We start from the raw sequence: 14,802 nt of genomic DNA, 5'->3' as shown, positions 1-14,802 counted from the left end.
GCTTGTACCAGGCCCCGGTGTCTTACCGGGGCTTTTTTTATGGCGCAGATTACGGCTTACGTGCTACCAGCACCGCACGCAGCGGGGCAGGGTAACCTTCGAGAGTTTTTGTGCTGTCGTTCGGGTCGAGGAAATCGGCCAGCGATTCGGTGGTAAGCCAGCTGGTGCGGCGCTGCTCTTCACTTGTGGTGTAGCAGTGGTCGACAATACGGACATCCACAAAACCACATTTTTCCAGCCAGTTTTTCAGCGCCAGCGCGGAGGGAATGTAATACACGTTGCGCATCTGCGCATAGCGCTCGCCCGGCACCAGAACGGTATTTTCATCGCCTTCGACAACCAGCGTTTCCAGCACCAGCTCACCTTCTTTCGCTAACTGATTTTTTAACTGATAAAGGTGGTCCAGCGGCGAGCGGCGATGATAAAGCACGCCCATCGAAAACACGGTATCAAAGATATTCAGCTCGGGAAGCTGTTCGATACCCAGCGGCAGAACGTGAGCACGCCGATCGTTGCCGAGCAGTTTACGTACGGCTTCAAACTGGCAGACGAAAAGCTGCATCGGGTCGATGCCCACCGCCAGATGCGCGCCTGCGCCAATCATGCGCCACAGGTGATAGCCGCTGCCGCAGCCCACGTCCAGAATGGTGCGCCCGGCAAGCGGAGAAATATGCGGCAGCACGCGATCCCATTTCAAATCGGAACGCCATTCGGTATCGATATCCACGCCGTAAAGCGAGTATGGACCTTTGCGCCACGGCATCAGGTTGCGCAGAAGTTTTTCGATACCCAGGCGCTGCCCTTCGCTCAGCGGCGCCAGTGATTCGGCGGTGACGCTGTGCAGCAGATCAAGACGATGCGGCGTGAGTTCCGGAAGATATTCAACCGTGTTGTACCAGTGTCTGAACTGTCCGTGCAGATTTTCGCGCTGCCATGTGGCAATTTGCGCAGGCAGAGTTTCCAGCCACGGCGCAAGCGGACTTTTGGCAATAAGCTGATAAAAATCACCGAAATCGATCATGACGACGTTCCTGATTTCAGTGCGACTAACGAGCCAAAGTTAAAGCACTGGAACCACAGTTCTGCATGATCAAAACCGGCTTGTTTCAGCCGTTTTTTATGGGTTTCAACGGAGTCGGTGAGCATGACGTTTTCCAGCATGCTGCGCTTCTGGCTGATTTCCAGCTCGCTGTAGCCGTTGGCGCGTTTGAAATCGTGATGCATGTTGAACAGCAGTTCGCCAACTTCACCGTCTTCAAAGCTGAATTTCTCTGACAGCACCAGCGCGCCGCCCGGGTTTAGCCCTTTGTAGATTTTCTCCAGCAGCTGCTTGCGGTCGTGCGGCTCAAGAAATTGCAGGGTGAAGTTCAGCACCACCATCGAGGCGTTTTCGATAACGATATCGCGAATATCGCCTTCAATAACCTCAACCGGCGTCTGCGCCTTAAACGCATTGATATGGCGACGGCAGCGCTCAACCATAGCCGGCGAGTTATCGACAGCGATAATTTTGCAGTCGTCATGTTGGATATTACGGCGTACCGAAAGCGTTGCCGCACCCAGCGAGCAGCCCAGATCGTAAACCTGGCTACCCGGCATAACAAAACGCTCGGCCAGCATGCCAATCATCGAAATGATGTTGGAATAACCTGGTACCGAGCGCTGAATCATATCGGGGAATACTTCGGCCACGCGTTCATCAAAGGTCCAGTCGCCCAGCTGGGCGATGGGGGCGGAAAACAGCATATCGCGGTCAGACATAACGTTAAATCCGTTCAAACCAGAAAAGAATAAGGAAAATCAATTTATTGATTTTAGACAGATAGCTACAAAGAAGGAAAAACCACGCTTTTTCCCTTTTTGTCAGCGTTTCAAGGCGCGTATTTTGCGTTAATGCAGCGAGAAAACCAACTCCCACGGCATATACCACAGATTAGCCAGCACCATTAGCAACAGCGAGCACCAGGTGGCGCTCATGCCGGAGCGACGCCAGCGGATCAACCGGTGATGAAAACCGTAGTAATGCATCAGGCGGCCGGCAATCAGCAGAATGCCGCAGACGTGCACCATCCAGGTTTCAGCCCCGTTCATTTCCATCAGTAATAACAGCAGCAGGGCGACGGGAATATATTCCACCGCGTTGCCGTGAATACGGATAGCGCTCTGGAGTTCGGTAAAACCACCGTCGCCATAAGAGACGCGGTATTGCAGACGCATACGAACAACATCGAAAGAAAACTTGATCAACAGCATTGCACCCAGCACAGCGTAGAGCGCGCTTACCATACTTGCATCCTATAGGGATAGTTACAGCACGGCCTCTATGATAGCAGTGCGAACGGCAGGCTGTCGCTACCCCTAAAAAAGAGAGTTCTGCTGCGGGATAGCCGGTTCGCTGCCCAAATCCGGGAAAGCCTGCCGCAGACTGGGCCATAATGTATGGACAAGTTCGGGCGCCTGGCCAATATCGGGGGTGTGCAAAAAAAGCCAGGGCGTGGTTTTTTCTGCCCACTTCGGCAGCGTTTTCAGCCACACGTCAAAGAACGCCTGATTTTGCTTCATGTCATTGCTGCCGATAAAACGAACCAGCGGATCGCTGGCCGTCACCAGCGCGTGAACGGGCACCTTCGGCTTTTTGCGCTGTGCTTCGCGGATGGCTTCGCTGTCTGGTATCGCGCTATGAACCGGGCGGCTGTCGAGAATAGTGCGATTCACGCCGCGTTCGTGCAGGCCGCGGTTGAGCGCCTGTTCATCAGGACCTTTATCGAAAAAAGACGGATGCCGCACTTCGACGCCGTAGGTGAAATCCTTTGGTAAGGCATCAAGAAAATTCCACAGCGCAGGCAAATTTTCTGGCCCGAACGCGGCGGGAAGCTGCAGCCAGTACTGCCCGATGCGGTCGGCAAGCGGGGACATGCGCGCCAGAAAGTCAGCGGTGAGATCGCCGCACTGGCGCAGCGCGGCGTTGTGTGAAATCGTTGCCGGGAATTTAAAGCAGAAACGAAAATCATCGCTGGTCCGATCGCGCCAGCTAAGCACCGTTTCTGCCCTGGGCACCGCATACAGCGTGGTATTGCCTTCCACACAGTTAAAGTGGCGGGCGTAATCCTCAAGAGAAGTGATACCCAGGCGCACCCATTTAGGATGCGACCATTGTGGAAGGCCGATGTAAATCATAGTGCAGAGATGATTTCCTCAGTGCTGCGCACGCGGGCAATACGCGGGAAAATGTGCGTCATGCTGCCCTGGTGTTGCTCCCTGCTGGCCGCGCTGCAGGCATCTTCGACAATCACCAGATTGAACCCCAGCTCCCACGCGTTGCGGGCGGTGGACTCCACACCAATGTTAGTTGAGATACCGCACAGCACAATGGTATCGATACCGCGGCGGCGAAGCTGCAGCTCCAGGTCGGTGCCGTAAAAAGCGCCCCACTGGCGTTTGGTGACTTCAATATCGCTATCGCGCTTGCCAAGCTCGGCTGGATATTGCCACCAGTTATCCGGCAGGGCGTGGGCGGGGAGCTGCAAGTCTACTGGTTGTTTAAGCGCTTCGGCAAAGTCTTTTGACCAGCCCACGCGAACCATCACTACCGGTGAGCCGCTGGCGCGAAATTTTTCCGCAAGCTTAGCGGAGCGCGTCACTACATCCTGAGCGGTATGCGGGCCACCGGCAAACGGCAAAATACCTTCCTGCAAATCGATAACGACCAGCGCGGTACGGGACGGATTTAATTCAGACATACGGTGACTCCGATTCAAAATTGGTTGGCGGCGAATACCTTACGATGGAACCCGGCTTGCGCAGTTTACTATTTTTGTTAATTTTTGTGAGTTTTGACGAAACAAGGCGCTTTGAAACGCGCCGGTTAGTCGTATCGGGCTTATCGCCGGGCATTATTTCCAGTATAATAGCCCCCTTTTTTCATCCAGTTGCTATACCCGTCATCCTTCAAGCCGCAGGGGTGTTGGCTGCACTCATGAACCTCAGTCACTTACCCGGGTAAGCTCCTGAGATTCACTCTCTTGCCGCCTACCTGCAACTCGAATGCGATAGGGTATACAGACAAAAGTAATAGTCACATGTGGAGCCTGCCTGGCAGGTGCTAATCATGCGCGGCTAATTTAAGGGATATCTCATGCGTACAGTATATTGCGGGCAGCTCAATCAATCCCATGTGGGACAACAAGTAACGCTGTGTGGTTGGGTCAACCGTCGCCGGGACCTCGGTAGCCTTATCTTTATTGATATGCGCGATCGCGAAGGCATCGTGCAGGTGTTTTTTGACCCGGACCGTCAGGACGCGTTCCAGCTTGCCTCCGAACTGCGTAATGAGTTCTGCATTCAAATCACCGGCACCGTGCGCCCGCGTGATGAGAAAAACATCAACAAAGATATGGCTACCGGCGCCGTTGAAGTCTTCGCCACCGATTTGACCATCATCAACCGTTCAGAATCGCTGCCGCTCGACTCTAACCACGTCAACACCGAAGAAGCGCGGCTGAAGTTCCGCTATCTGGACCTGCGTCGCCCGGAAATGGCAAACCGCCTGAAGACCCGCGCCAAAATCACCAGCTTCGTGCGTCGCTTTATGGATGACCACGGTTTCCTTGATATCGAAACCCCGATGCTCACCAAAGCCACGCCGGAAGGCGCGCGCGACTACCTGGTGCCTTCGCGCGTGCATAAAGGCAAATTCTACGCGCTGCCGCAGTCCCCTCAGCTGTTTAAACAGCTGCTGATGATGTCCGGCTTTGACCGCTACTATCAGATTGTTAAGTGCTTCCGTGACGAAGACCTGCGCGCTGACCGCCAGCCTGAATTTACCCAGATAGACGTAGAAACCTCCTTTATGTCCGCGCCGCAGGTGCGTGAAGTGATGGAAGAGCTGGTGCGCAAGCTGTGGCTGGACGTGCAAAATGTCGACCTGGGCGTTTTCCCGGTGATGACGTTTGCCGAAGCCGAGCGCCGCTACGGTTCCGATAAGCCGGACCTGCGTAACCCGATGGAGCTGGTGGACGTTGCCGATCTGGTAAAAGACGTTGAGTTCAAAGTCTTCTCCGGGCCTGCGAACGATGCCAAAGGCCGCGTAGCCGCGCTGCGTGTGCCAGGTGGCGCACAGTTAAGCCGTAAACAGATTGACGATTACGGCAAGTTCATTGAGATTTACGGCGCGAAAGGGCTGGCCTATATCAAAGTCAACGAGCGCGCGAAAGGTATCGAAGGCATCACCAGCCCGGTAGCTAAATTCCTGAACGCAGCAATCGTGGAAGAAATTCTGGCCCGTACCGATGCGCAGGATGGCGACACGATCTTCTTCGGCGCCGACAACAAAAAAGTCGTTGCTGATGCGCTCGGCGCGCTGCGTCTGAAAATTGGTAAGGACCTGAAAATCACCGACGAAAGCGCCTGGGCGCCGCTGTGGGTTATCGATTTCCCAATGTTCGAAGACGACGGCGAAGGCGGCCTGACCGCGATGCACCACCCGTTCACCGCGCCAAAAGATATGACGCCTGAACAGCTGGCTGCCGACCCGGAAGCTGCCGTGGCTAACGCCTATGACATGGTTATTAACGGTTATGAAGTGGGCGGCGGTTCCGTTCGTATCCACAACGGCCAGATGCAGCAGACCGTGTTCGGTATTCTGGGCATTAACGAAGAAGATCAGCGCGAGAAGTTCGGCTTCCTGTTAGACGCGCTGAAATACGGTACGCCGCCGCACGCGGGCCTGGCGTTTGGCCTGGATCGCCTGACCATGCTGCTGACCGGAACCGACAACATCCGTGACGTTATCGCCTTCCCGAAAACTACCGCAGCGGCCTGTCTGATGACCGAGGCGCCAAGCTTCGCTAATCCGCAGGCGCTGGCCGAGCTGGGCGTGGCGGTGATTAAAAAGGCTGAGAAAGAATAAGATGGCCTTTAAGCGTCCCGTCTCGGTACTGGTAGTGATTTTCGCGCAGGATACCGGGCGGGTGCTGATGTTACAGCGGCGCGACGATCCGGATTTCTGGCAGTCGGTTACCGGCAGCGTGGAAGAAGGTGAAAGCGCGCTACAGGCTGCACTTCGCGAAGTAAAGGAAGAGGTCGCTGTTGATGCTGCTTACGAGCAGCTGACCTTAGTCGACTGTCAGCGTTGTGTTGAGTTTGAAATTTTTGCACATTTGCGTCATCGCTACGCGCCGGGAATTATGCGTAATACAGAATCATGGTTCTGCCTTGCGCTGCCGCATGAGCGTCAGATTACCATTACGGAACATCTGGCCTGGAAATGGGTCGACGCTAAAGCAGCGGCGGCCATGACCAAATCATGGAGCAACCGGCAGGCGATTGAAGAGTTTGTAATTGATGCCGCCTGAAAAAGGCGCTTTTGGAGATTGTTATGGCAGGTCATAGTAAGTGGGCCAACACGAAACACCGCAAAGCGGCGCAGGATGCCAAACGCGGTAAAATTTTTACCAAGATTATCCGTGAGCTGGTCACGGCTGCCCGTCTGGGCGGCGGCGATGCCGGGTCCAACCCGCGTCTGCGTGCAGCCATTGATAAAGCGTTATCCAACAACATGACGCGCGACACCTTAAACCGTGCGATTGCGCGTGGCGTGGGTGGCGATGAAGATACCAACATGGAAACCATCATTTATGAAGGTTACGGCCCTGGTGGTTCAGCCGTTATGGTTGAATGCCTGAGCGATAACCGTAACCGCACCGTGGCGGAAGTGCGTCATGCGTTCAATAAATGCGGTGGTAACCTGGGAACTGACGGCTCCGTAGCCTATCTGTTTACCAAAAAAGGCGTTATCTCCTATGCGCCGGGCAAGGATGAAGATACCGTGATGGAAGCCGCTCTGGAAGCCGGTGCGGACGACGTTGTTGCATACGAAGACGGCGCCATCGACGTGTTTACCGCCTGGGAAGAGATGGGCGCCGTGCGTGATGCGCTGGAAGCCGCCGGTCTGAAAGCGGATGAAGCGGAAATCTCTATGATCCCTTCCACCAAAGCGGATATGGATGCGGAAACCGCGCCAAAACTGATGCGCCTTATCGATATGCTGGAAGACTGCGATGACGTGCAGGAGGTTTATCACAACGGTGAGATCTCCGACGAGGTGGCGGCAACCCTGTAATGGCGATTATTCTCGGTATCGACCCGGGATCGCGCGTCACAGGTTACGGCGTCATCCGCCAGACGGGGCGTCAGCTAAACTACCTCGGTAGTGGCTGCATCCGTACTCAGGTGACCGACTTGCCCTCGCGTCTGAAGCTTATCTACGCGGGGGTGAGCGAAATCATTACCCAGTTCCAGCCGGATTATTTCGCCATCGAATCCGTGTTTATGGCAAAGAATGCCGATTCTGCACTCAAGCTCGGCCAGGCGCGAGGCGCGGCGATTGTCGCCGCGGTTAATCACGATCTGCCGGTGTTTGAATACGCCGCCCGCCAGGTTAAACAGACGGTGGTCGGTATCGGTAGCGCGGAGAAAAGCCAGGTGCAGCACATGGTGCGCACGCTGCTGAAACTCTCTGCTAACCCGCAGGCGGATGCGGCGGATGCGCTGGCTATTGCCATCACGCACTGCCATGTGACGCAAAACTCGATGCAGATGAGCGAATCAAGACTTAATCTGGCGCGGGGACGCTTAAAATAACCAGGGCTGCTCAGGAAGATAAGGCTGGATATGTATCCAGCCTTTTTTATATGATACGCAAAATTCATTTAATTACTCCGGGTAGTTCAGGTTGCAGCCAACACCTCTGCAATGTGAAATACGACGAGTAAACGCAGGAGCGCAACGTGATTGGACGACTCAGAGGCACCATCCTGGAAAAACAGCCGCCGCTGGTATTAATGGAAGTGGGCGGTGTAGGGTATGAAGTCCATATGCCGATGACCTGTTTCTACGAACTGCCGGAAATCAATAAAGAAGCGGTAGTGTTTACCCAGTTCGTGGTGCGTGAAGACGCCCAGTTGTTGTACGGTTTTAATAATAAGCAGGAACGCACTCTGTTCCGCGAACTCATCAAGGTCAACGGCGTTGGGCCGAAACTGGCGCTGGCTATCCTTTCCGGCATGTCCGCGCAGCAGTTTGTGAATGCCGTCGAGCGCGAAGAAATCGGCTCTCTGGTTAAGCTGCCGGGCGTAGGTAAGAAGACCGCCGAGCGTCTTATCGTTGAGATGAAAGACCGCTTTAAGGGCATGCATGGCGATCTCTTTACGCCTGCGGCAGACCTGGTGCTGGCTTCGCCGGATAAGGGTGCAGCGGATGATGCAGAGCAGGAAGCAGTTGCCGCGCTGGTTTCTCTGGGCTATAAACCTCAGGAAGCCAGCCGTATGGTGAGTAAAGTAGGCCGCAGCGGCGCCGATTGCGAAACCCTGATCCGCGAAGCCCTGCGCGCCGCACTTTGAAGCCCCTGAGGTAGTTAAAGGATGATTGAAGCAGACCGTCTGGTATCGCCAGACACTATTACCCCGGATGAACTGATTGACCGCGCTATCCGCCCGCGTTTCCTGGCGGATTATGTCGGCCAGCCGCAGGTCAGCTCGCAGATGGAGATTTTCATCCAGGCGGCAAAGCTGCGCGGGGATGCGCTCGATCATCTGTTAATTTTTGGCCCGCCCGGGCTTGGTAAAACCACGCTGGCGAATATCGTCGCCAATGAGATGGGCGTGAACCTGCGCACCACTTCCGGCCCGGTGCTGGAAAAGGCGGGGGATCTGGCGGCCATGCTGACCAACCTCGAACCGCACGACGTGCTGTTTATCGATGAAATTCACCGCCTCTCGCCGGTGGTTGAAGAGGTGCTTTATCCGGCAATGGAAGATTACCAGCTGGATATCATGATTGGCGAAGGCCCGGCGGCTCGCTCAATTAAAATTGATTTACCGCCGTTCACCCTGATTGGCGCAACCACGCGCGCGGGGTCTTTAACATCGCCATTGCGTGACCGTTTCGGCATTGTGCAGCGCCTGGAGTTTTATCAGGTGGCAGATTTGCAGCATATTGTCGGGCGTAGTGCCGCCGTGCTTGGGCTTGAGATGAGCGAAGAGGGCGCGTTTGAGGTAGCAAAACGCGCGCGCGGAACGCCGCGTATCGCTAACCGCCTGCTGCGTCGCGTACGTGACTTTGCCGAAGTCCGCCACAACGGCAGCATCAGTGCGGAAATAGCCTCGCAGGCGCTGGATATGCTCAACGTGGATACGGAAGGTTTCGACTATATGGACCGCAAGCTGTTGCTGGCGGTGATTGATAAGTTTCTCGGCGGCCCGGTTGGGCTGGATAACCTGGCGGCGGCCATTGGCGAAGAGCGTGAAACTATCGAAGACGTGCTTGAACCTTTCCTGATCCAGCAGGGCTTCCTGCAACGTACGCCGCGCGGGCGTATGGCTACACCGAGGGCGTGGACTCACTTTGGCATTGTGCCTCCGGCGATGCCGTAGAAATAAAAAAGGCGCCAGGGCGCCTTCAGGTTGCTGACAAAGAAGGAAAAAGCGTGTTTTTTCCTTCTTTGTGGTTATTTGTCGAAAATCAATGCATTGATTTTGCTGTTAATTTTAGGGTGACATTTTTCAGAACTTCGTAAGCTATGAGCTTTGTCATCAGTCTCAAGGCGCCAGGGCGCCTTTTTTATGCTGCCTGTTTCTTCGTCATGCTGAGAATAAATAGCACCGCCGCGCACAGCACCACGGAAGGCCCGGCAGGCGTATCATAAAACGCTGAGAAGGTCAGCCCGCCCGTTACTGCCAGCATCCCAACGATTACCGCAAAACCAGCCATCTGTTCGGGAGTACGGGCAAAACGCCTCGCGGTTGCCGCCGGAATAATTAACAAGGAAGTGATAATCAGCGCGCCGACAAACTTCATGGCGACGCCAATGGTCAGGGCGGTTACCAGCATCAGCAGCATTTTTACCCGCTGCAGGTTTACGCCGTCCACGTGCGCCAGGTCCGGGCTAATGGTCATCGACAGTAAATTACGCCACTGCCATAACAGCACGCCAAGCACAACGGCGACGCCCAGCCCGATGGAAAGGATATCCGGCATAGTCACCGAAAGCAGATCGCCAAACAGATAGGCCATCAAATCCACCCGCACGTTGGACATCAGGCTGACGACAACCAGCCCCAGCGACAGCGCGCTGTGCGCCATAATGCCGAGTAGCGTATCGATCGCCAGATGAGGGCGCTTCTCCAGCCACACCAGGCCAATAGCCAGCAGCAGAGTGACGACGATAACCGCATAAAACGGATTCACATTGAGCAGCAGGCCAAACGCCACGCCCAGCAGTGAAGCGTGGGCCAGCGTATCGCCGAAATAGGACATCCGACGCCAGACAACGAACGAACCCAGCGGGCCAGCCGCGCAGGCGAGCAATATCCCGGCAAGCCAGCCGGGCAACAACAATTCAATCATGACTGGCCATTCCCTCTGCGCAAAATAATACGTCCGGTAAGATCGTGACGATGGTTATGGTTGTGGCGATAAATTCCCAGCTGTTCTGCGCCGCGCTGGCCGAACATGGAGATAAATTCCGGGTGCATGGAGACGACTTCCGGCGTGCCGGAACAGCAGATGTGATGGTTAAGGCACAGCACGTCGTCGGTTTTCGCCATCACCAGATGCAGGTCGTGGGACACCATCAGCACCGCACACTCCAGCTCATGGCGTAACTGGTCAATCAGGTTGTACAGCGCCAGTTGACCATTGACGTCAACGCCCTGGGTCGGCTCATCAAGGACCAGCAGCTGCGGGCTATTCAGCAGCGCTCGCGCCAGTAAAACCCGTTGGTTCTCGCCGCCGGAGAGCTTTTGCATGGGGGCGTCAACAAGATGCGCTGCCTGCACGCGCTTAAGCGCTGGCAAAATATCGTTTTTCTTAACGCCTGGCCGCAGGCGCATAAAACGATTTACCGTTAGCGGCAGCGTGGCGTCAAGGTGAAGTTTTTGCGGTACGTAACCGATGCGCAAACTGCTGTCGCGCTTGATTACCCCGCTGTCAGGTGCTACCAGCCCCAGCACTACACGAACCAGGGTCGATTTTCCCGCGCCGTTTGGGCCCAGAAGAGTGAGGATGCGTCCCGGTTGCAAATCGAGCGATATATCAGACAGCACGCGGCGCTGCCCGAAAGAGACGGAGATATTTTCCAGAGTGACCAAATTTGTCATAACAATTTCAGGGTTGCAGAAGTTATCGAATGTTATAATATCACACATCTCACTCTTACAACGATGATAAGTCGCATTATGTTACATAAAAACACACTTCTTTTCGCTGGTTTTTCCGCCGCGCTTTGGGGCGCCGCTGTCATGCCCTCACAGGCTGCGGTCGTGGCCTCTATTAAGCCGCTGGGCTTCATTGCGTCTGCCATTGCCGATGGCGTGACGTCTACCGAAGTTCTGCTGCCTGATGGCGCATCCGAGCATGATTATTCCCTGCGCCCGTCCGATGTAAAACGCTTACAGGACGCGGACTTAGTGGTTTGGGTTGGCCCTGAGATGGAAGCATTCATGCAGAAGTCTGTCAGCCAGTTGCCGCAGCAAAAACAGGTGTCGCTCGCGGCGCTGGCCGGCGTGAAACCGTTATTAATGAAAGGTGACGATGACGACGACGGCGATGACCACGGGCACGACCATCACGCTGAAAAGAGTGAGGAAGATCACCATCATGGTGAATACAATATGCACCTCTGGCTCTCGCCTGAGATAGCGCGCCTGTCGGCGGTTGCAATCCACGATAAATTAGTGGAACTTATGCCCGAAAATAGAACCCAATTTGACGCCAACCTGCAAAAATTCGAGTCAGAATTAGCCAGCACCGATAGGCAGGTTAGTACCGTGCTCGCACCGCTGAAAGGTAAAGGGTATTTCGTTTTTCACGACGCCTACGGCTACTTTGAAAAACACTATGGATTGACGCCGCTTGGCCACTTCACCGTCAACCCTGAGATCCAGCCCGGTGCGCAGCGTTTACATGAAATCAGAACACAGTTGGTTGAGCATAAAGCGGTCTGCGTTTTTGCTGAGCCACAGTTCAGGCCAGCGGTAATTAACGCCGTTGCCCGTGGCACTAACGTCCGCTCAGGTACGTTAGATCCGCTGGGAATCGACGTCGCGCTCGGTAAAGACAGCTATATGCAGTTTTTGACCGGGCTTGCGAATCAGTATGCGAGCTGCCTGAAAGGAGATTAACGAGGAAGTGAATACGTGCAACAGATAGCCCGCTCTGTCGCCCTGGCTTTTGACAACCTGTCCCGGCCCCATCGCGTTATGCTGGGGTCACTTACGGTTCTTACTTTAGCGGTCGCCGTCTGGCGGCCCTATGTTTACCACCCGGAAGCCAGTCCCGTCATTAAAACCATCGAGCTTGAAAAAAGCGAAATCCGTTCTTTACTGCCGGAAGCCAGTGAACCAATCGACCAGCCGACGCTTGACGAAGGCGATGATGCTATTCCGCAGGATGAGCTGGACGATAAAACCGCAGGCGAAGCGGGCGTCCATGAATACGTCGTTTCAACCGGTGATACGCTTAGCAGCATCCTCAATCAGTACGGCATCGACATGGGTGATATCAGCCAGCTGGCCACGGTTGATAAAGACCTGCGTAACCTGAAAATCGGCCAGCAGATTTCGTGGACGCTGACCGCAGACGGCGAACTACAACGTCTGACCTGGGAAATGTCCCGTCGTGAAACCCGTACCTATGATCGTTCCGGCAACACTTTTAAGCTTAGCAGTGAACTGCAGCAGGGCGACTGGATTAACAGCGTACTCAAAGGCACCGTTGGCGGAAGCTTTATCAGCAGCGCGAAAGACGCCGGTTTAACCAGCGCCGAAATCAGCTCGGTTATCAAAGCCATGCAGTGGCAGATGGACTTCCGTAAGCTGAAGAAAGGCGATGAATTCTCGGTCCTGATGTCCCGCGAAATGCTGGGCGGTAAGCGTGAGCAAAGCCAGCTGGTCGGCGTCCGTCTGCGCAGCAGCGGCAAAGATTACTACGCGATTCGCGGAGAAGACGGCAAATTCTACGATCGCAGCGGGTCTGGCCTTGCGAAAGGTTTTATGCGTTTCCCGACGGTAAAACAGTTCCGCATCTCTTCGAACTTTAATCCGCGTCGTCTTAACCCGGTAACCGGACGCATTGCGCCGCATAAAGGCGTCGACTTTGCTATGCCGCAGGGAACGCCGGTGCTGGCGGTGGGTGATGGCGAAGTGGTGATGGCGAAACGTAGCGGTGCGGCGGGCTATATTGTTGCCCTCCGTCACGGACGCACCTACACCACACGCTATATGCATCTGAAGAAACTGCTGGTGAAGCCGGGCCAGAAAGTGAAACGCGGTGACCGCATTGCGCTTTCCGGCAACACAGGGCGCTCTACCGGCCCGCATCTGCACTATGAAGTATGGATCAATCAGCAGGCCGTAAATCCGCTGACGGCGAAGCTGCCGCGTACAGAAGGGTTGACCGGTGCGGACCGCCGTACTTACCTGGCTCAGGTAAGTGAAGTGGTGCCGCAGCTGCGCTTTGATTAATTGCTTATACACGCATAAATGAAAAGCCGGTGCCTGAGCGCCGGCTTTTTCTTTTGTCTGCCAGCATTTGCCCCGCTAAACTACATCTAAATTCATATCATCAATGATTTGATGCTGTACTGAGAACCTGCATGGAAAAAGCAAAAAAAAGTCATAGCGAATTTATTCCCGAGTTTCAGAAAGCTTTCTGGCATCCTCGTTACTGGGGAACCTGGGCAGGCGTTGGTGCTTTTGCAGGACTTGCAATGTTGCCGCCGTCGCTGCGCGATCCGCTATTAGGGAAAGTGGGGCGCATCGCCGGACGATTCGGGAAAAGCGCTCGTCGTCGTGCACAGATCAATTTGCTCTACTGTTTCCCTGAGCTGTCGGAAGCCGAGCGCGAAGCCATTATTGATGAGATGTTTGCCACCGCCCCGCAGGCGATGGTGCTAATGGCAGAGCTGGGTTTGCGCGATCCGCAGAAGGTTATGCAGCGTGTTGACTGGCACGGGAAAGAGATCGTTGACGAGCTTAAGGCGCGTGGCGAGAACGTTATCTTCCTTGTACCGCACGGTTGGGCCGTGGATATCCCGGCGATGCTGATGGCCGCTGACGGGCAAAAGATGGCCGCGATGTTCCATAACCAGGGCAACGCGCTGTTCGATTACCTATGGAACACGGTGCGCCGCCGTTTTGGTGGCCGCATGCATGCGCGAAATGACGGCATCAAGCCGTTTATCAGTTCCGTGCGGCAGGGCTACTGGGGCTATTATCTGCCGGATCAGGATCACGGCGCTGAGCACAGCGAATTCGTGGATTTTTTTGCGACCTATAAGGCCACGCTTCCGGCGATTGGCCGCCTGATGAAGGTCTGTCGCGCCCGTATCGTGCCGATGTTCCCGGTTTACAACAGGAAAACTCACCGTCTGGATATTTTTATTCGTCCACCGATGGACGATCTGGTCGATGCCGACGACAACAGGATTGCTCGCCGCATGAATGAAGAGGTGGAAATTTTTGTCCGCCCGAACCTGCCGCAATATACCTGGATACTGAAGCTGCTGAAAACGCGTAAAGAGGGGGAAACCGAGCCCTATCGTCGCAAAGAGCTGTTTCCTTATAAGTAAGAAAGGGGCCTTCAGGCCCCTTTAGATTGCTGACAAACCTCATAACTTAAGAAGTTCAGAAAGATGTCATCATAAAATCAACGCATTGATTTTCGGCAGATAACCACAAAGAAGGATAAACCGCGCTTTTTCCTTCTTTGTCAGCAACAGGGGCCTTGCGGCCCCTTTTTCATGCG

The 14,802-nt window shown here is 54.8% G+C and carries 16 protein-coding genes; 9 read left to right on the top strand and 7 right to left on the bottom strand.

Annotation, left to right across the window (positions count from 1 at the left end):
* Window positions 1-49: 49 nt before the first annotated feature.
* From cmoB to E2L00_RS04995, 5 genes are all read right to left on the bottom strand, one after another.
* On the bottom strand, window positions 50-1,021 hold the full coding sequence (gene cmoB / locus E2L00_RS05015; protein WP_167607911.1) for a tRNA 5-methoxyuridine(34)/uridine 5-oxyacetic acid(34) synthase CmoB: 972 nt from the start codon (window positions 1,019-1,021) through the stop codon (window positions 50-52).
* Window positions 1,018-1,761, bottom strand: coding sequence for a carboxy-S-adenosyl-L-methionine synthase CmoA (cmoA, locus tag E2L00_RS05010; protein WP_167607908.1), 744 nt, complete (start codon window positions 1,759-1,761; stop codon window positions 1,018-1,020). Before cmoA ends, cmoB begins: the two co-directional genes overlap by 4 nt.
* A 129-nt stretch (window positions 1,762-1,890) precedes the next feature.
* A complete protein-coding gene (locus E2L00_RS05005) occupies window positions 1,891-2,286 on the bottom strand; it encodes an MAPEG family protein (RefSeq protein WP_167607905.1) in 396 nt (131 codons plus the stop codon).
* A gap of 72 nt (window positions 2,287-2,358) precedes the next feature.
* A complete protein-coding gene (locus tag E2L00_RS05000) occupies window positions 2,359-3,177 on the bottom strand; it encodes a DUF72 domain-containing protein (RefSeq protein ID WP_167607903.1) in 819 nt (272 codons plus the stop codon).
* A complete protein-coding gene (locus E2L00_RS04995; RefSeq protein ID WP_167607900.1) occupies window positions 3,174-3,740 on the bottom strand; it encodes a hydrolase in 567 nt (188 codons plus the stop codon). Before E2L00_RS04995 ends, E2L00_RS05000 begins: the two co-directional genes overlap by 4 nt.
* Before the next feature lie 395 nt (window positions 3,741-4,135).
* Here E2L00_RS04995 and aspS point away from each other — a divergent pair, with 395 nt between their 5' ends.
* The 6 genes from aspS to ruvB all read left to right on the top strand — a co-directional run bounded on the left by aspS (window position 4,136) and on the right by ruvB (window position 9,431).
* A complete protein-coding gene (gene aspS, locus E2L00_RS04990; protein WP_167607897.1) occupies window positions 4,136-5,908 on the top strand; it encodes an aspartate--tRNA ligase in 1,773 nt (590 codons plus the stop codon).
* A gap of 1 nt (window position 5,909) precedes the next feature.
* Window positions 5,910-6,353 carry a dihydroneopterin triphosphate diphosphatase gene (gene nudB, locus E2L00_RS04985; RefSeq protein WP_167607894.1) on the top strand — a complete coding sequence of 148 codons (444 nt, stop codon included), beginning with the start codon at window positions 5,910-5,912 and terminating at the stop codon, window positions 6,351-6,353.
* Window positions 6,354-6,376: 23 nt separating this feature from the next.
* A complete protein-coding gene (locus E2L00_RS04980; RefSeq protein ID WP_167607891.1) occupies window positions 6,377-7,120 on the top strand; it encodes a YebC/PmpR family DNA-binding transcriptional regulator in 744 nt (247 codons plus the stop codon).
* A complete protein-coding gene (gene ruvC, locus E2L00_RS04975; protein WP_167607888.1) occupies window positions 7,120-7,641 on the top strand; it encodes a crossover junction endodeoxyribonuclease RuvC in 522 nt (173 codons plus the stop codon). Before E2L00_RS04980 ends, ruvC begins: the two co-directional genes overlap by 1 nt.
* A gap of 146 nt (window positions 7,642-7,787) precedes the next feature.
* Window positions 7,788-8,399: a Holliday junction branch migration protein RuvA gene (gene ruvA, locus E2L00_RS04970; protein WP_167607885.1), complete on the top strand. Its 612-nt coding sequence runs from the start codon at window positions 7,788-7,790 to the stop codon at window positions 8,397-8,399.
* 21 nt (window positions 8,400-8,420) lie between these two features.
* The gene (ruvB, locus tag E2L00_RS04965; protein ID WP_167607882.1) at window positions 8,421-9,431 is read left to right on the top strand and encodes a Holliday junction branch migration DNA helicase RuvB; all 1,011 of its coding nucleotides are present in this window, start codon (window positions 8,421-8,423) and stop codon (window positions 9,429-9,431) included.
* 187 nt (window positions 9,432-9,618) lie between these two features.
* Here ruvB and znuB read toward each other — a convergent pair whose 3' ends face one another.
* Window positions 9,619-10,404: a zinc ABC transporter permease subunit ZnuB gene (znuB, locus tag E2L00_RS04960; protein WP_167607880.1), complete on the bottom strand. Its 786-nt coding sequence runs from the start codon at window positions 10,402-10,404 to the stop codon at window positions 9,619-9,621.
* Window positions 10,401-11,156, bottom strand: coding sequence for a zinc ABC transporter ATP-binding protein ZnuC (gene znuC, locus E2L00_RS04955; RefSeq protein ID WP_167607877.1), 756 nt, complete (start codon window positions 11,154-11,156; stop codon window positions 10,401-10,403). The genes znuB and znuC overlap by 4 nt, the downstream gene beginning before the upstream one ends.
* 78 nt (window positions 11,157-11,234) lie before the next feature.
* Here znuC and znuA point away from each other — a divergent pair, with 78 nt between their 5' ends.
* The 3 genes from znuA to lpxM all read left to right on the top strand — a co-directional run bounded on the left by znuA (window position 11,235) and on the right by lpxM (window position 14,626).
* The gene (gene znuA / locus E2L00_RS04950; RefSeq protein WP_167607874.1) at window positions 11,235-12,179 is read left to right on the top strand and encodes a zinc ABC transporter substrate-binding protein ZnuA; all 945 of its coding nucleotides are present in this window, start codon (window positions 11,235-11,237) and stop codon (window positions 12,177-12,179) included.
* Window positions 12,180-12,194: 15 nt separating this feature from the next.
* Window positions 12,195-13,520, top strand: a complete 1,326-nt coding sequence (gene mepM, locus E2L00_RS04945) for a murein DD-endopeptidase MepM (RefSeq protein WP_167607871.1) — start codon at window positions 12,195-12,197, stop codon at window positions 13,518-13,520.
* Window positions 13,521-13,651: 131 nt separating this feature from the next.
* On the top strand, window positions 13,652-14,626 hold the full coding sequence (gene lpxM, locus E2L00_RS04940) for a lauroyl-Kdo(2)-lipid IV(A) myristoyltransferase (protein WP_167607868.1): 975 nt from the start codon (window positions 13,652-13,654) through the stop codon (window positions 14,624-14,626).
* Window positions 14,627-14,802: the final 176 nt, after the last annotated feature.

Origin of the sequence: Cedecea colo (genome assembly GCF_011808225.1) — a bacterium.
GTDB lineage: Bacteria > Pseudomonadota > Gammaproteobacteria > Enterobacterales > Enterobacteriaceae > Dryocola > Dryocola colo.
The sequence above is the reverse complement of the archived record's forward strand: the minus strand, read 5'-3'. Positions and strand labels throughout refer to the sequence as shown.